The organism is Sphingomicrobium aestuariivivum, from assembly GCF_024721585.1.
Classification (GTDB): Bacteria; Pseudomonadota; Alphaproteobacteria; order Sphingomonadales; family Sphingomonadaceae; genus Sphingomicrobium; species Sphingomicrobium aestuariivivum.
Map to the genome: position 1 here is coordinate 1,125,133 of NZ_CP102629.1, position 21,589 is coordinate 1,146,721.

The window sequence follows — 21,589 nt, forward strand, 5'->3', positions numbered from 1 at the left end:
CACCCGCCCTCATGCGTTGAGGGGTTGAAAGGAAGATCCGATGACCAAGCTCGCCCTCCCGCTTCTCGCCACCGCAGCCGCGGCATCGGTGCTCGCCCCCCAGCCCGTCGAGGCGCAGGCGCGCGACCAGCAGGTCACCCGCATCATCGTCTTCGGCGACGATCCCTGCCCCCGCTCGACCGACGACAATGTCGTCGTCTGCGCGCGCAAGGGCGAGAGCGAACGCTATCGCATCCCCGAGGAATATCGCGAGACCGGCGACCGCCAGGAAAGCTCGAGCTGGGCCGCCAACGCCCGCTATCTCGAGACGGTCAACGAGACCGGCATCCAGCAATGCTCGCCCGTCGGCCCCGCCGGCCAGATCGGCTGCCTCGACCGGCTGATCAAGTCGAACAAGGGCGTGCGCGGCGAGATCGACGCCGAAACCGTCGTCCCCGAATAAGGCAGGCACGCCCCCCGCGGGGGGGCGTCCGCGCTAGCGAGCCTGCGCTTCCAGTTCGGCCGCGATCCACGCCTTCACATTGGTCTCGAGCACGTCGAGCGGCACCGCGCCCGAGCCCAGCACCACGTCATGGAAGCGGCGAAGGTCGAAGCCGTCGCCCAGCGTCTCTTCGCTGAGCGTCCGCAATTCGCGGATCTTCAATTCGCCGATCTTGTAGGCCAGCGCCTGTCCCGGCCATGAGATGTAGCGATTGACCTCCGCCTCGACATTGGCCTCGGTCAGCGCCGTATTGTCGAGCATGTAGGCGATCGCCTGCTCCTTGCTCCATCCCTTCGAATGGAGCCCCGTGTCGACGACCAGCCGCGTCGCGCGCCACATCTCGTAGGACAGCCGCCCCATTTCCTTGGCGGGCGTGTCATAGAGCCCCATCTCGATGCCGAGCCGCTCCGAATAGAGCCCCCAACCCTCGACAAAGGCGGTGAAGAACAGGTTGCGGCGCCATTCGGGCTGGTCGATCTCCTGCGCCAGCGCGATCTGGTGGTGATGCCCCGGCACGCCCTCGTGCACCGTCAGCGCGGGCACTTCCCACAAGGGCCGCTGGTCGAGCTTCGAGGTGTTGACGTAATAGAGCCCCGCGATGCCGTTCGCCGGGCTGCCCGGATTGTAATAGGCCGTCGTCGTGCCCTCCGCGATCTCGGCGGGGATCTCGGCGATGCCATAGGGGAGGCGCGGCAGCAGCGTGAAGAGCGTCGGCATGAGCGCGTCGATCTTCTTCGTCTCGCGCGCCACATATTGCATCAGCTCTTCGGGCGTTTTCGCATAATAGACGGGGTTGGTACGAAGGTCCGCGATGAAGGCCTCGCGCGTGTCGAAGCCTGCGTCCTTGGCCACTTCCACCATCTCGGCGCGGATGCGCGCCACCTCGCTGAGGCCGATATCGTGGATCTCGTCGGGCGTCAGGTCGGTCGTGGTCATCAGCCGCGCGCGATAGGCATAATAATCCGCACCCCCGGGCTGCGCCGACACGCCGACCGCCTGCGCGCAATTGGGCAGATAGTCGTTCTCGAACCAGGCGAGCTGGCGGTCATAGGCGGCGCGCACCTCGCCATCGATCAGCGCCGCCGCGCGGCCTTTCAGCGCCTCCCAGCCGGCGGGATCGATAGTGTCGGGCCGCTCGCCCGCGAAGGGCGCGTAGAGACGGCTCGTCGTCACGTCCTCGCCGATCACCCCCGAGATCGAGCCCGCATAGCCATCGAGCACGGTGCAAGGCAGCACATAGCCCCCTGCTACCGCCTCGTCGGCGACCGCGATCGCCTGTTCGTTCTGCGCCGGATAGGCGGCGAGCCGCGCGAGGTAATTGTCATAATCCGCCGCCGTGCGGAACGACAGGTTGTTCGCCAGCCCCGCAAGGCTCTGGTGCCAGCCCGAGCGGTTGGTGAAGTTCATCAGCCGCTGGCCATATCCGGCCCCCTCGATGCCCGTCTCGAGGTTGCGCTCGAGGATCATCTTGTTGACCCGCGCCTTCGCCGTCAGCCCCTCGTCGGGAATGGCCTTCAGCCGCGCGAGGAAGAATTCGCTCTCGCGCACCCGCGCATCCATGGCCTCGAGGCTCATGTCGGAGAGCCTGTCGTCATAATCCTTCACCCCGACCGAGGAGGCGAGCGTGGGATATTGTTCGAGCTGCCACTGCCAGTAGCGTGTCGTCAGCGCCTCATAATCCTCCTGCGGTCCGGCAAGCGCCGGGGTGGCGGCGGTGGTGGCGAGCAAGGCGGCGGCAAGCATGAGGCGCATCGAAATTCTCCCGTGTTTCGGCACCGAAACTAGGCCGAAGCGAGGTCTCGTGTCGATGAAAAACCGGCCTTGTGTCGGCTAGGAGTCTTTCGCATCGCCGCTCGGGAACGTATAGAGAACAGATGGCACGGCTCGACACCCAATCAAAGCTCGGCATCCTCGCCGATGCGGCCAAATATGACGCCAGCTGCGCGAGCAGCGGGGCGAAGGGTCGCGACAGCCGCTCGGGCACCGGCATGGGCTCGACCACCGGCACCGGTATCTGCCACGCCTACGCCCCCGACGGCCGCTGCATCAGCCTGCTCAAGATCCTCCTGACCAACAGCTGCATCTTCGACTGCCATTATTGCATCAACCGCAAATCGTCGAACGTCCGCCGCGCGCGCTTCACCCCGCAGGAGGTCGTCGACCTCACATTGAACTTCTACAAGCGCAACTATATCGAGGGGCTGTTCCTCTCCTCGGGCATCATCAAATCGTCCAACTATACGATGGAGCAGCTGGTCGAGGTCGCCCGCTGCTTGCGCGAGGATCACGACTTTCGCGGCTATATCCACCTCAAGACCATCCCCGATGCCGACCCCGAGCTGATCGAGGCTGCGGGCCGACACGCCGACCGCGTCTCGATCAACGTCGAACTTCCCACGCGGGCGGGCCTCGAGCAGCTCGCGCCCGAAAAGGACGAGGACCGCATCCACGGCGCGATGGGCGAGATGAAGACCCATATCCTCGATGCCAAGGACGCGCGCCGCCGCTACCGCCACGCCCCGCGTTACGCTGCGGGCGGCCAGTCGACGCAGATGATCGTCGGGGCCGACGGCGCAAGTGACGGCGCGATCGTCACCCGCGCGCGCGGCCTCTATGACAATTTCGGGCTGCGCCGCGTCTATTACAGCGCCTTCTCGCCCATCCCCGACCCGAGCGCGGTGCTGCCGCTCAAGCGCCCCCCGCTGATGCGCGAGCACCGCCTCTACCAGTCCGACTGGCTGATGCGCTTCTACGGCTTTTCGCCGCAGGAAGTGATCTCGGCGACCGATGAACAGGGTATGCTGCCGCTCGACATCGACCCCAAGCTCGCCTGGGCGCTGAAATTCCGCGAGAGCTTCCCCGTCGACGTCAACCGCGCCTCGAAGGAGCAGCTGCTGCGCGTTCCCGGCCTCGGCACCAAGGCGGTGGGCCGCATCCTCGCCTCGCGCCGCCACCGCCGCCTGCGCCTCGAAGATATCGCCCGCCTGACCGTATCGGTGAAGAAGGTTCGGCCATTCATCACCTGTGAAGGCTGGTCGCCCACCCTCCTCACCGACCGCGCCGACCTCAAGGCACTGCTCCTCCCGCCAGCGGCGCAGCTCGACCTGTTCGGTACCCCTGTCCCAAAGGCTGCCTGAACCGCAATCGGTTGCGGCGCGTTGGTAGGGCGAACAGAAACAGGAGTTTAGTCCATGAGCCAGCAGACCATTTTCAAGCGCCTCAAGAAGGACCACGAGACGCATCGCGAGCTTTTGAACCGCATCGAGACGATGACCGGCGACAGCGAGGAGCGCCGCCAGCTCTTCCGCAACTTCCGCATGGAAGTGACCGCCCATGCCGCAGCCGAGGAGGAAACCCTCTATTCGACCATGCTCGAGGACCCTGACCTGCGCCACGATGGCCAGCATAGTGTCGCCGAGCATCACGAGCTCGACGAGCTGATGGCCGAGCTTGCCGACAAGGACATGTCGGAAGGCGCCTGGACCGAGAAGTTCAAGAAGCTGAAGCACGACTATCTTCATCACATCGATGAAGAGGAAGCCGACATGTTCCCCGCCGCCAAGGAAGAGCTGACCACCTCGGAAGCCAAGCAGCTCGGCGAGAAATTCGAAGAGCGCAAGCCCGAGGAATATGATCGCGCGCTTGCCGGCAAGGACATGGAAGACACGCGCGAGTAGAGCGTGTCCGGGCCCGTGAGCGTATGACGAACATCCTGCCCGACGGGCCCCAGATCGACATCCACCGCGTGCTCCTCGCCCGCCCCGACGATTATGACGGGTGGCGCGAGGCGGCACGCGGTCTCGTATCGGCGGGCATCCCCCCGCAGGCGGTAAGCTTCGAGGTGGCGGGGGAGGAGGTCGGGCTGTTCGGCGACGATGCCCCCCTCCCCGAGGGCAGCCGCGACATTCGCGTCCCCAAGGCGTTCCCCGGCCTCGCGAAGCGCGTCGCGCTCCATTCGGACCCCGAACGCTATGCGCTGCTCTACGCCATGTTGTGGAAGCTGCAGTCGAACCGCGACGCGCTGTCCGACCGCGCCGACCCGCTTGTCGTGCGCCTCGACCGGCTCGCCAAGGAAGTCGGCCGCGATGCGCACAAGATGCACGCCTTCGTCCGCTTCCGCGAGCTGGAGGAGGAAGGCGGCACGACACGCATGGTCGCCTGGTTCGAACCCGACCATCATATCACCCGCGCAGAGGCCGGTTTCTTCATCCGGCGCTTTCCCAACATGCGCTGGTCGATCCTCACCCCCGAGACCTGCATCCACTGGGACGGCGAGCAACTCGCCGAGACCCCCGGCGCCACCCGCGCCGACGCCCCCGACGGCGATCCGGTCGAGGCGACGTGGAAGACCTATTACAAGTCGATCTTCAATCCCGCGCGGGTGAAGGTGAAGGCGATGACCGCCGAGATGCCCAGGAAATATTGGAAGAACATGCCCGAGACGGCGCTCATCCCCGAGCTGCTCGCGGGCGCGCAGAAGCGCGAATCCGAGATGATCGAGACGAGCCTGTCGCGGCGGGAAACCGTCCCCGCCGTGCCGAAAACTCGCCCCACCAACGTCGAGGCCGCCTGGGCGCAGCTGCGCGAAGAAGCCGGCGCCTGCACGGCTTGCGATCTCCACTGCAACGCCACGCAGACCGTGTTCGGCGAAGGCCCCCTCGACCCCATGCTCATGCTGGTCGGCGAGCAACCGGGCGATGCCGAGGACCTCGCGGGCAAGCCCTTCGTCGGCCCCGCCGGCCAGCTTCTCGATGAAGCGCTGGCAGAGGCCGGCGTCGACCGCTCACGCGCCTATGTCACCAACGCGGTCAAGCATTTCAAATATCAGCTACGGGGCAAGCGCCGCATCCACCAATCGCCCAATGCCGGCGAAATCACCGCCTGCAACTGGTGGCTGAAACAGGAGCGCGAGCTGGTCGTGCCCCCCGTCACCGTCGCGCTGGGCGCCACCGCAGGCCGCGCGCTGTTCGGCAAGCCGGTGACCATCGGCAAGCTGCGCGATAGCCCGCGACAGCTCCCCGACGGCAGCACGGCCTTCCTCACCGTCCACCCGAGCTACCTGCTGCGCCTGCCCGACCGCGTCCGGGCAGAAGAAGAACGGGCGCGCTTCGTGGAAGACCTGAAGCGCGCCCGTCGATTTGCCGAAACCTCATAGTCGCCCCAGCGAAGGCTGGGGGCCATGCCATGGAGGGTTATCGCCGTGACATGGATCCCAGCCTACGCTGGGATGACCCTTCAGGTCAGAAGCCGAAGCGCAGTGTCGCGCGCGCCGTGCGGCCCTCGACCGGATAGAGGTTGTTGTCGTTGTGCGCGAAGACGATGCCGTCGGTGTCGAACAGGTTTTCGACATTGACCTGCAGCGCGATGTCGTCGGTGAGGTCATAGAAAACCCCCGCATCGACCAGCGTCAGCGCCTCGACCTTCACCTCGTTCGAGAAGCTGGCGAACATCGAGCTGCGGTGGCTGACGCCCAGCCCAACGCCGAGGCGATCGGTGACGTCGTAGCGACCCCAGAGCGAGGCGTCGAAATCGGGCAGGTCGGCGACCTGGCGACCTTCGGGCGCGGCGCCCGTGTCGCTGGTCACTTCGGCATTCTGGAAGGCCATGCCGCCAGCCAGGCTGAGGCGCCCGACCTTGCCGTGCACCTCGAGCTCGACGCCCTCGGCGCGGATCTCGCCGGTCAACACCGTGTCACCCGAGGTCGGGTCTTCGGCGCGTACATTGGTGCGATCGAGGCGGTAGGCAGCAAGCGTCACGTCGAAGTCGGGGATGACGCGCCACTTGGCGCCGACTTCGTAATTGGTGAAGCGCTCGGGCTCCAATGCCGCGGTGGTCGGCGACAGCGAGGCGAACTGGTCGCCAGACTGCGGCAGGTAGCTGCGGCTCCAGCTGGCGTAGAAGCTCAAGTCCTCATTCGGCTTGACCACCGCACCGAGGCGCGGGCTCCACAGGCTGTCGGAGCGCGACAGGTCGGTATCGCCGATGAAGTCGGCAACACGGATGTCGACCCAATCGTGACGCAGGCCCGCGATCAGTTCGAGATGCTCACCGATCTCGACCTGGTCCTGGACGTAGATGCCGAAGGCCTCGACCTCGGTTTCGCTCGAGCGTTCGCCCGACCCGCCGCGGAAGGTGATTTCGGGGATGACGATATCCTGCGCCAGCGGCACGAAGGTCTCGCGTCCGTTGGGGCTCTTGTCCTCCGCGGGAAGTCCGTCGAAGAAGCCGCGCAGGCGACCCGCGTCGCTCCACTGCAGGCTCATGTCCGCACCGACGAGGAGGCGATGGGTGACCCCGCCGGTCGCCAGCGTCGCGATCACGTCATTCTGCCACAGGAAGCTCTCGCGCTGGATGAAGTCCTCATAAGCCGTGATCTTGACGCTATCGACGCCGTCGATCTCGGTCACCGCGCTCGAGGGCAGCGCGTTGCGGTAGAATTTGTCGTAACTGCCGAACAGGCCCTTGGAGACGAACGTGAGGTTCGAACCCAACTGCGCCTCGAGACGCGCATCGGCGACATGCTTGTGGAAATCGGTGCGGTTGCCGTCGCGCAGCCCGAAGAAGGTCTCGTCGAACCCGTCGATCGCCGTCGCCGGATTGTCGATCGTGCCCTCGAACGCCGGCGGCAGGCCGCGGTCGACGTCGCGATTGTCCTCGGCATATTCATAGCCAAGGTCGAGGCGCGTGGTCGGCGAGAGATGCACCGAGAGAGTCGGGTTCACCGCGAAGCGATCGCCTTCGATGTCGCGGAAATTGTCGAACCGTTCGTAGACCGCGTTGAGGCGACCTTCGGTGTTGGCGGCCAGCGGACTGTTGAGGTCGAGTTCGACGAAGCCGGCACCTTCACTGTCGATCGAGATGCCGCCCGCGAAATACTGGTCATGGAAGGGGCGCTTGATGACGCGGTTGACGATGCCGCCACCGCCACCGCGGCCGAAAACCAGCGCATTGGGCCCTTTCAGCACTTCGACGCGCTCGACATTGTAGAGGCCGCGATAATGCTGGACATCGTCGCGCAGCCCGTCGGTGAAGAAGTCGGCGGTCGAGGAAAGGCCGCGGATGACGATGGCGTCGCGATGGCCCTCGCCCGATTCGATCGAGATGCCGGGCACGTAGCTGACGACATCGCCGATGCTGCGCAGCGCCTGGTCCGAAATCTGTTCGGCGGTGACGATGCTGACCGCCTGCGGCACGTCGTTGAGGTCGCTGTCGGTCTTGGTCGCGCTCGCGCTGCGGTCGGCGCCATAGCCGTCGCGCTTGCCGGTCACGACGATCGGATCGCCCGGGCCTTCGCCGCCCATCTCGACGGCGACCATGCCCTCGGCGCTCGGCACGGTGCCGGCGACAGCGGCGGCCGGCGCGGCGATAGCGGCGGTGGCGAGCAGGGCGAATCGGAACGACGAACGGGACATGGAAACGGCTTCTCCTCTTGAGTGTTGGAAGCCGCTCTATCGTTACTGATAATCATTCGCAATAGCGAAAAAGGGGCGGGCTATTCCGCCGCGATCAGTTCCTCCGCCGCCTCGAGGTCGACCGACACCAGCCGGCTCACCCCCCGCTCGACCATCGTCACCCCGTAGAGCCGGTCCATCCGGCTCATCGTCACCGCATTGTGCGTGACGATGAGATAGCGCGTCTCGGTCTCGGCATTCATCCGCTCGAGGAGGTCGCAGAAGCGCTCGACATTGGCATCGTCGAGAGGCGCGTCCACCTCGTCGAGCACGCAGATCGGCGCGGGGTTGGTCAGGAACAGCGCGAAGATCAGCGCCACCGCCGTCAGCGCCTGCTCGCCCCCCGACAGGAGCGTCAGCGCGGCCAGCTTCTTGCCCGGCGGCTGCGCCATGATCTCGAGCCCCGCTTCGAGCGGATCGTCCGATTCGACCAGTTCGAGATGCGCCTTGCCGCCCCCGAACAGCGTGGTGAACAGGCTCTGGAAATGCGCATCCACCGCCTCGAAGGCGGCGAGCAGGCGCACCCGCCCCTCGCGATTGAGATGGCCGATCGAGCCGCGCAACCGCGAGATCGCCTCGCCCAGTTCCTCGCGCTCGGCGGCGCTCCCCTGCTGCTCGTCCTCGAGCTGTTTCAATTCTTCTTCGGCGACGAGGTTCACCGGCCCGATTCGCTCGCGCTGCGCGGTGAGCCCCGCCACTTCCTCCTTGAGCGCCGAGGCCTTGGGCAGCGCCGCATCGTCGAACCCGAATTTCTCCGCGAGCAGGATGGGCGGGCAGCCATAGGCCTCCCCGCTCGCCCGCGCGCGGTCGCGCCGCCGCTCGGCCGCGGCCTCGGCGCGCGCCTGCGCCGCCGCCCTGATCTCGCGCGCGTTCGAATGCGATTCGGCCGCCGCCGCCAGCGTGCCCTCGGCCTGCCGGAGCGCGGCCTGCGCCTCGCGCTCGGCCTCGAGCACGTCGGCATTGGCCGCCGCGCGCCCGCGCTGCTCCTCCTCGAGCCGCGCGATCTTCTCGGCAACCTCCTGCGGCTTGCCCGCCAGTTCCTCGCGCTCCAGCCCTTGCGCCTTCGCGCGCTCGGCATTGCCTTGCAGCCGCTCCTCGGCATCGCGCGCCCGCGCCCGCCAGCTTGCCGCCTCGCGCGCCGCCTGCCCCTGCCGCTCGCGCGCCGCCTCGATGCCCTGCTGGCGGGTCGCCACTGCCGCGCGCTGGTCGGCGACCGCGCGCCCCGCCTCGCTCGCTTTTTCCCGCGCAGCCGCGACCTCGCCCGACAGCCCGACATGATCGGGCAGCGCGGCAAGCGCGCGCTGCGCCTCGTGCAACCGCTCTTCAGCGCTCTTCGCGAGCGGCTTCAACTCCTCGCGCCGTTCGGCCAGCGCCGCCTTGCGTTCGTCCTGCCGTTCGATCGCGCCCTTCGCGCGGTCGATGTCGCGCGCCGCCTCGCGCCGCGCTTCCTCGGCGCGCGCCAGTCGCGACCGTGCCTCGCGTTCGGCCTCGCGCGCCTGCCCGATCGCCTTTTCCACCGCATCGCGCGCCGCCTGTGCCTCTTCGGCTGCAGCCCTCAGCCCCGGCAATTTTGCCGCCAGCGCCTCGGCGCGATTGACGCGCTCCAGCCGCTCGGCCTCCGCCGCCCCCTCGCCCGACACGGTGAAACCGTCCCAGCGCCGCATGATCCCGTCGCGCGTCACCAGCCGCTGCCCCGCCGCCAATGCCTGCCCGCGATCCTCCTCCACCACCCCGATCATCGACAGGCGACGGTGCAGCGCGGGCGGCGCCTCCACATGGTCCGACAGCGGCTCCGCGCCCTCCGGCAGCTCGGGATCGCCGCTTTCGTCGGCGCTGCCCTCGGCCCAGCGCCGTGCACCCTCGCCGCCGATCTCGGCGTGCAAATCCTCGCCCAGCGCCGCCGCCAGCGCGCGCTCGTATCCCGGCGCCGCGCGGATCCCCGCGATCAGCCCCGTCTCGCCCTTCTCGAGCGCGCTCGCCAGCACGCGATGCTCGGCCTCGACCGTCGCCAGCGCCGCCTGCGCCTCGGCCCGCGCCGCCTCGGCGGCATCGCGCTTGTCGCCCGCCGCCGCGCCTTTGGCCTCGGCCTCCGCGATCGCCTTCTCGGCATCGGCGACCCGCTTTTTCGCCACGCCTGCCGCTTTCTCGGCGGCTTCCAATGCGGCACGATAATCATCGCCCGCATCCAAGGCCGCTTCCTGTTCGGCCAGCCGCCGCATCTCGTTCTCGGTCCGCGCGCATTGCGCCTGCGCCGCCTCGAGCGCCGCCTCGGCCACCGTGCGCTCGGCCTTGGCCGCCGCCTCGCGCGCCACCAAGGATGCCAGCGCCGCTTCCGCCTCGCTCGCGGCCCGCTCGACATCGCCCAGCCGCCCGCGCAGCTTGGCCGCCTCTTCCTCGTCCGAGGACAGCGTGGCCTCGAGTCTTTTCTGCTCCTCCTCCAGCGCCTTTATCGCGCTGTCCGCATCCTGCCGCAGCGCCGCCTCGCGCGCCTGTTCGGCCGCCAGCGCGCCCGCCGCGGCATCGAGATCGGCGATCCGCCGCGCCAGCGTCTGCTGCTCGGCACGAAGGCTCGCCAGCCGGTGCCCGATCTCCTGCCCCTGCTCGCGCGCCCGCGCTGCGGCCTCGCGCGCCTCGGTCAGCGCCTGGGCGGCCTCACCGCGTGCCTTCTCGGCCGCGTCGCGCTCTCCAGCGAGCGATTTCGCCCGCGCCTCGGCATTCTTCGCATCCGTTTCGGCCGCCTGCGCGGCCTTGTCGGCTTCCTGCCACTGCGCCAGCACCAGCTGCGCCTCGGCGAGCCGGATCCTGTCGGAAAGGATGCGATAGCGTTCGGCCGCCTTGGCCTGCCGCTTGAGGCTTGCCGCTCGCGCTGCCTGCTCGCCGAGCAAATGATCGAGCCGCTCGAGATTGGCTTCGGCCGCGCGCAGCTTCGCTTCGGCATCCTTGCGCCGCTGGTGCAGCCCCGAGATGCCCGCCGCTTCCTCGAGCAATTGCCGCCGCTGTTGCGGCTTGGCGGCGATGACCGCGCCGATCCGTCCCTGGCTGACGAGCGCGGGGCTATGCGCCCCCGTCGCCGCATCGGCGAACAGCAGCGCCACGTCCTTGGCGCGCACGTCGCGCCCGTTGAGGCGATAGGCACTGCCCGCGCCGCGCTCGATCCTGCGCGTGACCTCGGTCTCGCCTGCCTGGTTCTCGCCCGCCTCTTGCTGGCTGCGCTCGACGAGCAGCGAGACTTCGGCGAAATCGCGCTGCGGTCGCGTCTCGGTGCCGGCGAAGATGACATCTTCCATCCCCGAGCCGCGCAAGGACTTGGGGCTGCCTTCCCCCATTGCCCAGCGGATCGCCTCTAGGAGGTTGGACTTGCCGCATCCGTTGGGGCCGACCACGCCGGTCAGCCCCTTCTCGATGCGCATTTCGGTGGGCTCGACGAAGCTCTTGAACCCCGACAGTTTGAGGCGCTTGAACTTCACGTCTGTCGAGCCCCCCGCACCCGTTTACTCGGCGGCGTCGCCCGCCGGCTCGCCGACGGCGGCGGCGAGGATCGGCTGCAGGCCGGGCCACTGGTTGGCGCCCTCGACCACCTTGTTGTTGATGAGGAAGGTCGGCGTGCCCGAGATATTGTAATCGGTGTCGGCGACATTCTTGATCGCGACCAGCTTGGAGGCCGCCGCTTCGTCGGCAAGACAGGCATCGGCCTTGGCGGCGGGCAGCCCGCGCTGTGCGGCGAAGGTCTTGAGCCCCGTCGTTTCGGCGACGAGCTTGAACTGCTCGGCGGGCGCGGCCGCATTAAGCTGGCCCTGGATCGCCTGGAGCTGCGGGATGCTCTCGCCGAACCACTGCTGCTGCGCGCCGAACATGGCGTGGGTCAACGGGAAGAAGGTGCCTTCCGCACCGCAGCGCGCCAGCAGCGAGGCGGTGATGTCGACGACATCGCGGGTGTAATTGCGATATTCGAAGCTCACGCGGCCCGAATTGACATAGTCGTTGACGAGCGGCTCGGTGCCCTCGGCATCGAAGCGCGCGCAGGCGCCGCAGGTCATCGAGCCATATTCGACGAGCTTGATCGGCGCATCGGGGTTACCCATCAGATAGCCGCCCGCATCGGTCATGGTGACGACCTCGCTCCACTCCTGCCCCTCGGGCGCCTCGACATTCTCGATCGGCGCGTCGGCGACCGGCAGGTCGGCATTGCCGCCCGCGGCATCACCGTCGCCATTGCAGGCGGCCAGCGCGAGCGCGGTCGAGGCGAGGATAAGCTTCTTCATGGGTGTGTCTCTCCGAAATTCTACTTCAGTTTCTTCTCGCCGATGCGGCCGACGAGCGGAATGTTGGGAACAGTCTTGGCGCCTTCGAGCCCCGAGGCAAGCGATTCGAGCACCGAGCGAAGTTCGGGATCGGCGATCTCGCGCAGCCCCTCGCCAAGCTCCTCGGGCACGGGGGCGGGGCGCGGGCGCTGCGGCGCGGGCTTGCGCACCGGCAGGCGGCCCTGACGGAACACCACCTTGGTCACTGCGCCCGCACCGAAGAAGTCGTTGACCTTCTCCATGATCATGGGCGCGAGATGCTGGAACAGCGGCGCCTGTGCGCCCTCGACCAGCAGGGTCAATGTGCCGCCGCGCTTCTTGCCCGACGGGAAGCGGATCGATTCGGGAAGGCTGTGGCGCGCGTAATTCTCGCCGACGATTTCGGGCCAGCGTTCGACCACCGCGCCCTGGATGAATCCGAAGCGCTTGAACGCCACCCCCGCGATGGGTGCGACAAGGTCGCCCGCGCGCCGCACGCCATTCACTCGCGGGGCATCCTCGCCCTTTTTCCCACCCCTCTTCGTCATCGGCTCCACCCATGCCATAGGCGGGCCATGCGAAAAAGCCCGCGCCTTCTGTTGCTTGAACATTATCGCACGCACGCAAGGTCGCTGCCTTGGCGGGCGCCGCCGGGCACCAATGCCCTGCCCGACCCCTATCACGTCTGGCTCAGCGAGGTCATGCTCCAGCAGACCACCGTGGCCACCGTCACCCCCCGCTTCGCCGCCTTCCTCGAGCGCTGGCCCACCGTCGAGGCCATGGCCGCCGTGCCGCTCGAGGACGTACTCTCGCAATGGGCCGGGCTCGGCTATTACGCCCGCGCCCGAAACCTGCACGCCTGCGCGGTCGAGGTCGCCGCGCGCGGCGGCTTTCCCGACAGCGAGGCCGAACTGCGCGCCCTGCCTGGCATCGGCGACTATACCGCCGCCGCCGTCGCCGCCATCGCCTTTGGCCGGGACGCCGTCGTCGTCGACACCAATGTCGAGCGCGTCGTCGCCCGCTATTTCGCGATTCGCCGCCCCGTCAAGGACGCCCGCCCCGAGATCCGGAGGCGCGCCGCCTACTTCTACGAGGACGTGGATTCGGGCGAGATGGCGCAGGCGCTGATGGACCTCGGCGCGACCATCTGCCGCCCCGCGACCCCCGACTGCGCCGCCTGCCCGCTGTCGGCAAGCTGCGCCGCCCTCGCCTCGGGCGAGCCCGCGAGCATTCCGCCAAAGCCACCGAAGAAGGCGCGCCCCGAACGCCACGGCACCGCCTTCGTGATCGAAAAGGACAGCGCCATCTTCCTTACCCGCCGCCCGACAAAGGGCGTGCTCGGTGGGATGGCGGCGCTTCCCGGAACCGACTGGCAGGACGGCCCAGCGCCCGCCGGCGGCGCGCCCGCCATCCGCCATGTCTTCACCCATTTCGCGCTGACGCTTGCGGTCGAATCGCGCGATGTGCCGCCCGCCGGCACGGAGGGCTGGTGGCAGCCGAAGGACCGTCTCGACGAGGCCGGGCTTCCCACGCTTTACAAGAAGGCGCTCGCCGCCTTCGCGGAGCGGGAACATACGCCCACCCTCCTGCCTTGAAAGCTGCGAGCCATCGCCCTAAAGGGCACCCAAGCAAATTTTCTGGGGATATCATGCAGGACCGCAACAACACGATCGCCGGCTGGGTTCTTTTCGCCGGTATCATCGCGCTTGGCTCCACCCTCGTCGTCAGCGAAGTCTTCCACGGCGAAGAGGTCGACAGCTGCGCCGAAGACGCCACCGACGGCTATTGCCCGTCCTACGTCGCCGACGCCACGGCGGCAGCGGGTGGCGCCGAGGAAGTCGAACAGCCGATCGCCTTCTTCCTTGCCTCGGCCGACGCCACGCGCGGCGAGAATGTCTTCAAGAAGTGCGCGGCCTGCCACACCGTCACCGCTGGCGGTGCCAACAAGGTCGGCCCCAACCTCTACGACCTCATGGGCAACCCGATCGCCTCCAAGGCGGGCTTTGCCTATTCGGACGCGCTGACGGGCATCGGCGGCAACTGGGACTGGGACAACATGTCGGCCTGGCTCGCCAGCCCGCGTGGTTTCGCCCCCGGCAACAAGATGACCTTCGCCGGCCTCGGTGATCCGCAGGATCGCGCCGACCTCATCATGTACCTCAACGCGCAGGGTTCGGGCATCGCCGTCCCGCCCCCGCCCGCCGAAATCAGCCCCGAGGAAGCCGCGGCCGAAGATGCCGCCGCCGAGGGCGAACTCCAGCCCGCCGCCGACAGCGACACCGCCGACCAGCTGACCGAGGAATCGGTCGAAGGCACCGGTTCGGAAGGCTCGCAGGCGGACGGCGCCAGCGAATAATGGCACGGGCCGGCGACCGGAACGCTCCGGACGTCGCTGCCTATGTCGACACGGTCGATGAAGCGCGTCGCGAAGAATTTCGCGGCGCGCTTTCGCGTTTGAGGGACATCGTTCCCGACGGCTATGACGAGGCCATGACCTGGGGTTTCCCCACCTTCGAGGTGCCGCTCGAGGTGTCGGGGCCCACCTACAACAAGAAGCCGCTGATGTTCGCCGCGCTGGCGGCGCAGAAGAACCACCTCGGCCTCTACATCATGTGCGCCTACATGACGGAGGAACGAAAAGAGCGGCTCGCGGCAGCCTTCGAGGCTGCCGGCAAGCCGCTCGACATGGGCAAGGCCTGCATCCGTTTCCAGCGCGCGGACGATGTCCCGTGGGACGCGGTGGCGCGCGAGATCGACATGGATCCCGCCGCCTTCGCGGAAGAAGCCAGGGTCACGCGCGCCGCCGCCCTCAAGAGCGGCAAGCGCGCCTGACCGGGACCGCCGCCCCTAGGGGTGGTGGCAGGCCTCGTAGCATTTGCACACTTCGGCCCAGGCCTCCTCGGCCGTCTCGACCCAGGTGATGAGGTCGAGGTCGCCGGGGCTGATCGTGCCCTCGAGCGCCAATGCCTCGAGGTCGATGACCTTGTCCCAGAATTCCTCCTTGCCGAAGACGAGGATGGGGAGCGGGTGGACCTTGCCGGTCTGTACCAGCGTCAAGAGCTCGAACAATTCGTCGAAGGTGCCATAGCCGCCCGGGAACACCGCCACCGCGCGCGCACGGATGAGGAAGTGCATCTTGCGCAGCGCGAAATAGTGGAACTGGAAGCTCAAATCGGGGGTGATATATTCGTTGGGCAGCTGCTCGTGCGGCAACGTGATGTTGAGCCCGATCGATTCCTTGCCCTCGTCATGCGCGCCGCGGTTGGCCGCTTCCATGTAGCTCGGACCACCACCGCTCGTCACCACGAAGTGGCGCGCGCCGTCATCGTCGACCGGATAGGTCGAGGCGATGCGCGCCAGCTTGCGCGCCTCCTCATAATAGCGGCTCTTGGCGACGAGGCGCTCGGCGACCTTCTTCTCGTAATCGGTCTTGGCCTCGGCCAGCTTCTCCTGCGCCTTCTCCGGCTCGGGCACGCGGGCCGAGCCATACATGACGAAGGTCGAGGCGATGTTCGCCTCCTGCATCAGGAGCTCCGGCTTCAGGAGCTCGAGCTGGAGCCGCACGGGGCGCAGCTCGTCGCGCAGCATCAGCGCATTGTCCTGGAAGGCCAGCTTGTAGGCCTCGCTCTCGGTCTGCGGCGAGGAGGGGACCGTCGCGGCCGCGGCGGCGTCGGTCTTGGATGACGGGAAAATCGGGTCCCGCGGATTCTGCTTATCACTCATGGGGAGCGGCCTTACCCGCTCCCCATGACAGTTTCTAGCCTTCCTGCGCGTGCGCCCAATCGAGGTGGCGGGTCGCATACATCACGCCCGCGAGCGCCGCGAACAGCATCAGCGAGCCGATCAGCAGGCTCAAATTCTCGAGCCCCAGCAGGATGTAGAGCGCGGCATAGAGCGCCGCCAGCATCGCGCCGATGGTCAGCGCGGGCCGCCATCCGCGCATCACCGCCTTCACATAGAGCGTCACCAGCCCCGCGATCGCGATGCTGGCGACGACATAGGCAGCGGTGAAGCCGGTCACTTCGGCAAAGGCGAGGAGCAGCACGAAGAACAGCACCAGCGCCGCCCCGACCAGCAAATAGGCCACCGCCGACACGCGCCTGCCCCCGATCACGTCGAACAGCAGGAGCGCGAGGAAGGTGAAGCCGATGTGGAGGAAGCCATATTTGGTCGCGCGGTCGACGCGCGAATAGAGGTCCACCGGGCGGAACAGGCTGACGCCCGCCAGCCCGTTGTTCGCCAGTCGCATCTGCGCCAGTTCGGCCGCCCGCGCATTGGCCCCGCCCGTCTCGACGAGGCTCTTGCCGAGCGCAAGGTTGCCGATGCGATAGCTGGCGGTGAAGCCCTCGTCCGTGATTTCGCGCGCCGCCGGCAGGAAATCGCCGGTGAAGCTCGGATGCGGCCAGGGCGAGGTCAGCGTCAGGCTGGTCGTCCCCGCATCGGGGCGCAGGGCAATCGATTCGTTGCCGCGAATCTCATAGGCGAAGGCGACCTCCATCGTCTCGCCCGCCGCGAGCATGCCCGCGTCGAGGAAACCGAAAAAGCCCTCGCCCCCGCGGCTGCCATAGCCCGGGTTGAGCCGCAGCCTGTCGCCCCCGACACTCACGTCGGGATTGTCGCCAAGCCCCTTGGGATCGGCGATCATGAAACGCAGTTCGGCACGGTCCCAGTCGAGCGCCTCCAGCGGCACGCCATAGCGCGCGATGTCCGACGGCAGGGCGAAGCGCAGGCTCCCCTCGACCGCCGCGCCATAGACCACCGCCTCGTAGATGGAGCGCTTCTTCACCTCGGGCGACAGGGTGATGGAGACGTCCTGCACCTCGGGCGACAGGGTCAGCGTTTTCGCGACCCGTCGCGAGGCGGTGCGCGCCACGCCATTCTCGACCACCTGCTCCTCGAGCACCTCGGAATAGGGCACCGCGATGACCGGCGTGCCGATCACCTGCGGGTCGCCCCACCCCTCGACGATCGAGCGCGTCGCGGTGCGCGATTCCGACTGCCGGTCGTAGACCAGCGCCCAGGTCGCGAAGAGCGGGATCGCGAGTAGCAGCCCGATGAGGATGGTGATGGCGAGTTTCTGCCCCGGGGTCCGGGATCCGTCGGCGGTACGCAAGAGGGGCATCACTCACTCCATTCGTCGCTAGAAATACACGGCTCAACGACTCGTCTACGCTTTTGCACGGCTCGTCGTCAACCCGGCTGCGACCAAGCGCACGAAAAAGGGCGCCCCGGTTATCCCGGAGCGCCCCTTTCATCCCGTTGAAGCGGTCGCTTAATAGACGCGCTTCTTCGGCTCGATATAGCCGACCTCGTCGGTCAGCGTATATTCGTGGACCGGACGGTAATCGATGGTGGTCTTGCCACCCTTGCCGCCCCAGCCGTCGACCCAGATGAGGCTGTGCTTCATCCAGTTGGCATCGTCGCGATCGGGATAGTCCTCGTGCATGTGCGCGCCGCGGCTTTCCTTGCGGTTCGAGGCCAGCCCGATGGTCGCCTTCGACTGGACGAGGAGGTTGTCGAGCTCGAGCGTCTCGACGAGGTCCGAGTTCCAGATCAGGCCGCGATCGGCCACCGACACGTCGGTCATGCCCTGGTAGATGGCATCGATCTTCTTCACGCCGCCCGCGAGAAGCTCCTCGGTGCGGAACACCGCGCAGTCCGACTGCATGGTCTTCTGCATCTTGAGGCGAAGGTCCGCCGTGCGGGTGCCGCCATCGGCGTGACGGAAATGGTCGAGACGCGCCAGCGCGAGATCGGCCGCATCGTCCTTCAATTTGGGCTGCGCGCCATTGGGCTTCACCACCTCGGCGAGGCGATGGCCCGCCGCGCGGCCGAAGACCACGAGGTCGATGAGGCTGTTCGAGCCAAGGCGGTTGGCGCCGTGGACGCTGACGCAGGCCGCTTCGCCCACCGCGAACAGGCCCGGGACGACATGGTCGGGGTTGCCGTCCTTCAGCGTGACGACCTCGCCATGATAGTTGGTCGGGATACCGCCCATATTATAGTGGACCGTCGGCACCACGGGGATCGGCTGGCGCGTCAAATCGACGCCCGCGAAGATCTTCGCCGTCTCGGTGATCCCGGGCAGGCGCTGCGCGAGGATGTTCGCATCGATATGGTCGAGGTGAAGGAAGATGTGGTCCTTCTCGTCGCCCACGCCGCGGCCCTCGCGGATTTCCATCGCCATCGAGCGCGACACGACGTCGCGGCTGGCAAGGTCCTTCGCGCTGGGCGCATAGCGCTCCATGAAGCGCTCGCCTTCCGAGTTGGTGAGATAGCCGCCCTCGCCGCGCGCGCCCTCGGTGATGAGCACGCCCGCGCCATAGATGCCGGTCGGGTGGAACTGGACGAACTCCATGTCCTGCAGCGGCAGGCCGGCGCGCAGCACCATCGCATTGCCATCGCCCGTGCAGGTGTGCGCCGAGGTGGCCGAATAATAGCAGCGACCGTAACCACCCGTCGCCAGCACCACCGCCTGCGCACGGAAGCGATGGATCGAGCCATCGTCGAGGCACAGGGCGATGAGCCCGCGGCACTCGCCGTCTTCCATGATCAGGTCGAGCGCGAAATATTCGATGAAGAAGTCGGCGTCATACTTCAGGCTCTGCTGGTAGAGCGTGTGCAGCATGGCATGGCCGGTACGGTCGGCCGCCGCGCAGGTGCGCTGCGCTGCCGGGCCCTGCCCCATGTTCTGCGTCATCCCGCCGAAGGCGCGCTGGTAGATCTTGCCTTCCTCGGTGCGGCTGAACGGCATGCCCGCATGTTCGAGCTCGTAGACCGCCGCCGGTGCTTCGCGGCAAAGGTATTCGATCGCGTCCTGGTCGCCGAGCCAGTCGGAGCCCTTGACCGTATCGTACATGTGCCACGTCCAGTGGTCGGGCCCCATGTTGCCGAGCGACGCGGCGATGCCGCCCTGCGCCGCGACGGTGTGGCTACGGGTCGGGAAGACCTTGGTCACGCAGGCCGTCTTGAGGCCCTTTTCGGCAGACCCCATCGTGGCGCGAAGGCCCGAGCCGCCAGCGCCGACGACGACGACGTCATAGATATGGTCGATGATCTTGTAAGCGGACATTTGCGTCAGGCTCCGAAGACGATGCTGGCCAGCCCGAACAGCGCGAAGCTCGCGCCGCCGATGGCGAGGATATTGAGGACGAAGTGCCAGCCGATGCGGCTGCCTTCTTCATGGACATAGTCGTCGACCACCACCTTGAGGCCGTCGAGGCCGTGCGCGAAGCTGGTGATCACGAACAGCGCCATCGGTACCGCGCCCAGCGGGCTCGAGAGCCATTCGACGATGGTCGGCTGCGTCAGGTCGGGCAGCATCAGCAGCGAGCCGATGAACCAGACCGAGAGCAGCACCAGCGCCACGCTAGTGAAGCGCTCGGTGAGCCAGTGCTCGCCGCCCTCGCCGGCCGAACCCAGCCCGCGCACCTTGGCGAGCGGCGAAGCGCTTTTCCCGCGGCTCATCAGAAAACCCCCTTGAAGATGGCCCAGACGAGCGCGGTGGCGAAGACGCTCGCGGCGATCGTCATGATCGCCCAGAAGCGGTTGACCTTGAGCTCGTAGCCCGCGCCCATGTCGAGGACGAGGTGGCGCAGCCCCGAGAAGAGATGCTGGAAGAAGGCCCAGGTCAGCCCGACCAGCACCAGCTGGCCGAGGAGCGAGCCCATCACGCCCTCGAAGGTCGCATAGGCCCCCGCGCCCGAGGCCAGCGCGACCAGCCACCAGGCCAGCACGCCGAGCCCGACGGTGGTCAGCCCGGCACCGGTCATGCGGTGCAGGATCGAGACCAGCATGTGCGGTTGCCAGCGGTAAATCGACAAATGCGGCGACAGGGGCCGCGAGGAGGGCGCGTTCATCCAATTCCTCACATCAGGGACGTCCGAGCGCCACCCGATAGGCAGTTCCGAAAAACAAGGCAAGGCGGGCACCCACTAACTAGGCTTTAACCACTTTCGCCCTAAGCCGTCACCATATCCAAAAAACCTAAGCGGGTAAGGACGGTTAGACGAGTATGAACAAGGTGATCCAGCAGCAGGTGAACGCGGAATATGACCTCGGTCGTGGCCTGGCCATGTACGACCTCACCGGCGACCTGCCGCATCGTACGCGAATGCTCTATGAAGCCATCGAGGGCGTCGAGATGGAAATGGCCCGTGAATTCTGGCGCCGCTACTCCATGTCGCCCGAGGTAACCGGCGATTTCCCGCCCGAGAAGATCGAGAAGCTGGCCGAGGGCATCGCCCCCTATATCCGTCGCAAGTTCCAGGACCTCGAGAATGAGGACTGGATCGACCAGAGCCGCCAATATGTCGAGAAGTCGCTGGCCAACGGGATCAGCCTGTCGACCCTGCTCGCCGGTGTCGCCGCCGAGACCGAGGCCGCCTATATCGCCGTGCGCCAGGCCGCCATCAGCGAGGAACAGACGGTCGCCTTCGCGCGCACCCTGTCGGACCTGCAGGCGCTCGAGATCGACTGCTTCATCCATCACGCCATCTCGATCACCCGCGCCGAGGCCGAACTCGTGCAGTCGCGCCAGGCGGGCGAATTCAACGACCAGGTGCTCGGCGTCGTCGACCTGTGCTCGATGGAAAGCCAGTCCTTGCGCGAACGCGCCTCCAACTCGGCCTCCTCGGCCCGCGGCATGCTCGGCAAGACCAGCGAAGTCGCCGCCGCGGCCGAACAGTCGGCCGTTGCCATGCGCGAGGCGGCGCAGACCGCCGCCGGCCTCATCCGCGCCATCGAGGATGCGCGTAACGAGGTGGAGACCGCCGCCGACGTCGCCAACCGCGCCGGGTCGCAGGCCGCCGAGGCGGTCGAGGTGTCCGAAGCGCTGTCGGGCCATGTCGAGGCGATCGAATCGATCCTCGGCCTCATCCGCGACATCGCCGGCCAGACCAACCTGCTTGCCCTCAATGCCACCATCGAGGCGGCGCGTGCGGGCGATGCGGGCCGCGGCTTCGCCGTCGTCGCGCAGGAAGTGAAATCGCTCGCCAACCAGACCGCGCGGGCGACCGACGACATTGCCGCCAAGATCGCCGGCATCACCGAATCGACCCGCAAGACCGTCGACACCAACGCCTCGATCCGTTCGACGGTCGAGGACGTGCAGAAGTCGGCCGACCGCATCCGCGAGGCGATGGAGCAGCAGGCGCAGACGGTGACCACCATCACCGCCGCCGTCGACGAGACCGCGCTGGCCGCCGATTCGATGAGCTCGACCATCGCCACCATCCGCGCCGACACCGAGAGCGTGGCCAAGGACTTCGACGGCGTCGAGGAGGGCTTCGCCCGCTTCAACGACCAGATCAGCAATTTCCGCGAAACCACGCAGAATTTCGTATCGCGTTTTGCCGTCTGACACGCACCGAGGGAGA

The 21,589-nt window shown here is 67.3% G+C and carries 18 protein-coding genes; 8 read left to right on the plus strand and 10 right to left on the minus strand.

Annotation, left to right across the window (positions count from 1 at the left end):
• Positions 1 to 40 precede the first annotated feature (40 nt).
• Positions 41 to 442: a hypothetical protein gene (locus tag NUW81_RS05920; RefSeq protein WP_245111453.1), complete on the plus strand. Its 402-nt coding sequence runs from the start codon at positions 41 to 43 to the stop codon at positions 440 to 442.
• Between the two features lie 33 nt (positions 443 to 475).
• Here the strand turns inward: NUW81_RS05920 and NUW81_RS05925 are convergent, their stop codons facing one another.
• The gene (locus NUW81_RS05925; RefSeq protein ID WP_245111455.1) at positions 476 to 2,233 is read right to left on the minus strand and encodes a DUF885 domain-containing protein; all 1,758 of its coding nucleotides are present in this window, start codon (positions 2,231 to 2,233) and stop codon (positions 476 to 478) included.
• A 122-nt stretch (positions 2,234 to 2,355) separates the two neighbouring features.
• On the opposite strand from NUW81_RS05925, the gene NUW81_RS05930 reads away from it, so the two are divergent.
• Genes NUW81_RS05930 through NUW81_RS05940 form a run of 3 tightly spaced genes read left to right on the plus strand, consistent with a single transcriptional unit; the run spans position 2,356 to position 5,636 of the window.
• The gene (locus NUW81_RS05930; protein WP_245111458.1) at positions 2,356 to 3,618 is read left to right on the plus strand and encodes a putative DNA modification/repair radical SAM protein; all 1,263 of its coding nucleotides are present in this window, start codon (positions 2,356 to 2,358) and stop codon (positions 3,616 to 3,618) included.
• Positions 3,619 to 3,672: 54 nt separating this feature from the next.
• The gene (locus tag NUW81_RS05935) at positions 3,673 to 4,158 is read left to right on the plus strand and encodes a hemerythrin domain-containing protein (protein WP_245111460.1); all 486 of its coding nucleotides are present in this window, start codon (positions 3,673 to 3,675) and stop codon (positions 4,156 to 4,158) included.
• A gap of 59 nt (positions 4,159 to 4,217) precedes the next feature.
• Positions 4,218 to 5,636, plus strand: a complete 1,419-nt coding sequence (locus NUW81_RS05940) for a UdgX family uracil-DNA binding protein (protein ID WP_245113703.1) — start codon at positions 4,218 to 4,220, stop codon at positions 5,634 to 5,636.
• An 85-nt stretch (positions 5,637 to 5,721) separates the two neighbouring features.
• Here NUW81_RS05940 and NUW81_RS05945 read toward each other — a convergent pair whose 3' ends face one another.
• The 4 genes from NUW81_RS05945 to NUW81_RS05960 all read right to left on the minus strand — a co-directional run bounded on the left by NUW81_RS05945 (position 5,722) and on the right by NUW81_RS05960 (position 12,760).
• Positions 5,722 to 7,893 carry a TonB-dependent receptor gene (locus NUW81_RS05945; protein ID WP_245111463.1) on the minus strand — a complete coding sequence of 724 codons (2,172 nt, stop codon included), beginning with the start codon at positions 7,891 to 7,893 and terminating at the stop codon, positions 5,722 to 5,724.
• An 80-nt stretch (positions 7,894 to 7,973) separates the two neighbouring features.
• The gene (gene smc / locus NUW81_RS05950; protein ID WP_245111466.1) at positions 7,974 to 11,399 is read right to left on the minus strand and encodes a chromosome segregation protein SMC; all 3,426 of its coding nucleotides are present in this window, start codon (positions 11,397 to 11,399) and stop codon (positions 7,974 to 7,976) included.
• Positions 11,400 to 11,423: 24 nt separating this feature from the next.
• Positions 11,424 to 12,194 (minus strand): thioredoxin domain-containing protein, encoded by a 771-nt coding sequence (locus NUW81_RS05955; RefSeq protein ID WP_245111468.1) that lies wholly within the window; start codon positions 12,192 to 12,194, stop codon positions 11,424 to 11,426.
• Positions 12,195 to 12,214: 20 nt separating this feature from the next.
• Positions 12,215 to 12,760, minus strand: coding sequence for a DUF721 domain-containing protein (locus tag NUW81_RS05960; RefSeq protein WP_245111472.1), 546 nt, complete (start codon positions 12,758 to 12,760; stop codon positions 12,215 to 12,217).
• A gap of 27 nt (positions 12,761 to 12,787) precedes the next feature.
• Here NUW81_RS05960 and NUW81_RS05965 point away from each other — a divergent pair, with 27 nt between their 5' ends.
• From NUW81_RS05965 to NUW81_RS05975, 3 genes are read left to right on the plus strand one after another with little or no spacing between them, the layout of a single operon-like run.
• On the plus strand, positions 12,788 to 13,807 hold the full coding sequence (locus NUW81_RS05965; RefSeq protein WP_245111474.1) for an A/G-specific adenine glycosylase: 1,020 nt from the start codon (positions 12,788 to 12,790) through the stop codon (positions 13,805 to 13,807).
• Between the two features lie 53 nt (positions 13,808 to 13,860).
• The gene (locus tag NUW81_RS05970; protein WP_245111476.1) at positions 13,861 to 14,568 is read left to right on the plus strand and encodes a c-type cytochrome; all 708 of its coding nucleotides are present in this window, start codon (positions 13,861 to 13,863) and stop codon (positions 14,566 to 14,568) included.
• Positions 14,568 to 15,044 carry a DUF1801 domain-containing protein gene (locus tag NUW81_RS05975; RefSeq protein ID WP_245111478.1) on the plus strand — a complete coding sequence of 159 codons (477 nt, stop codon included), beginning with the start codon at positions 14,568 to 14,570 and terminating at the stop codon, positions 15,042 to 15,044. Before NUW81_RS05970 ends, NUW81_RS05975 begins: the two co-directional genes overlap by 1 nt.
• A gap of 15 nt (positions 15,045 to 15,059) precedes the next feature.
• On the opposite strand, the gene NUW81_RS05980 is transcribed toward NUW81_RS05975, so the two are convergent.
• The 5 genes from NUW81_RS05980 to sdhC all read right to left on the minus strand — a co-directional run bounded on the left by NUW81_RS05980 (position 15,060) and on the right by sdhC (position 20,071).
• Positions 15,060 to 15,935: an LOG family protein gene (locus NUW81_RS05980; RefSeq protein WP_245111481.1), complete on the minus strand. Its 876-nt coding sequence runs from the start codon at positions 15,933 to 15,935 to the stop codon at positions 15,060 to 15,062.
• 34 nt (positions 15,936 to 15,969) lie between these two features.
• Positions 15,970 to 17,334, minus strand: a complete 1,365-nt coding sequence (creD, locus tag NUW81_RS05985; RefSeq protein WP_245111483.1) for a cell envelope integrity protein CreD — start codon at positions 17,332 to 17,334, stop codon at positions 15,970 to 15,972.
• 150 nt (positions 17,335 to 17,484) lie between these two features.
• Entirely contained in the window at positions 17,485 to 19,284 is a 1,800-nt protein-coding gene (gene sdhA, locus NUW81_RS05990) for a succinate dehydrogenase flavoprotein subunit (RefSeq protein WP_245111485.1), read from the minus strand.
• A 5-nt stretch (positions 19,285 to 19,289) separates the two neighbouring features.
• Positions 19,290 to 19,679 carry a succinate dehydrogenase, hydrophobic membrane anchor protein gene (gene sdhD / locus NUW81_RS05995; protein WP_245111487.1) on the minus strand — a complete coding sequence of 130 codons (390 nt, stop codon included), beginning with the start codon at positions 19,677 to 19,679 and terminating at the stop codon, positions 19,290 to 19,292.
• Complete coding sequence (gene sdhC, locus NUW81_RS06000) at positions 19,679 to 20,071, minus strand: succinate dehydrogenase, cytochrome b556 subunit (protein WP_245111489.1); 393 nt, start codon at positions 20,069 to 20,071, stop codon at positions 19,679 to 19,681. The genes sdhD and sdhC overlap by 1 nt, the downstream gene beginning before the upstream one ends.
• 155 nt (positions 20,072 to 20,226) lie before the next feature.
• On the opposite strand from sdhC, the gene NUW81_RS06005 reads away from it, so the two are divergent.
• Positions 20,227 to 21,573 (plus strand): methyl-accepting chemotaxis protein, encoded by a 1,347-nt coding sequence (locus NUW81_RS06005; protein ID WP_245111492.1) that lies wholly within the window; start codon positions 20,227 to 20,229, stop codon positions 21,571 to 21,573.
• The last annotated feature ends 16 nt before the right edge of the window (positions 21,574 to 21,589 follow it).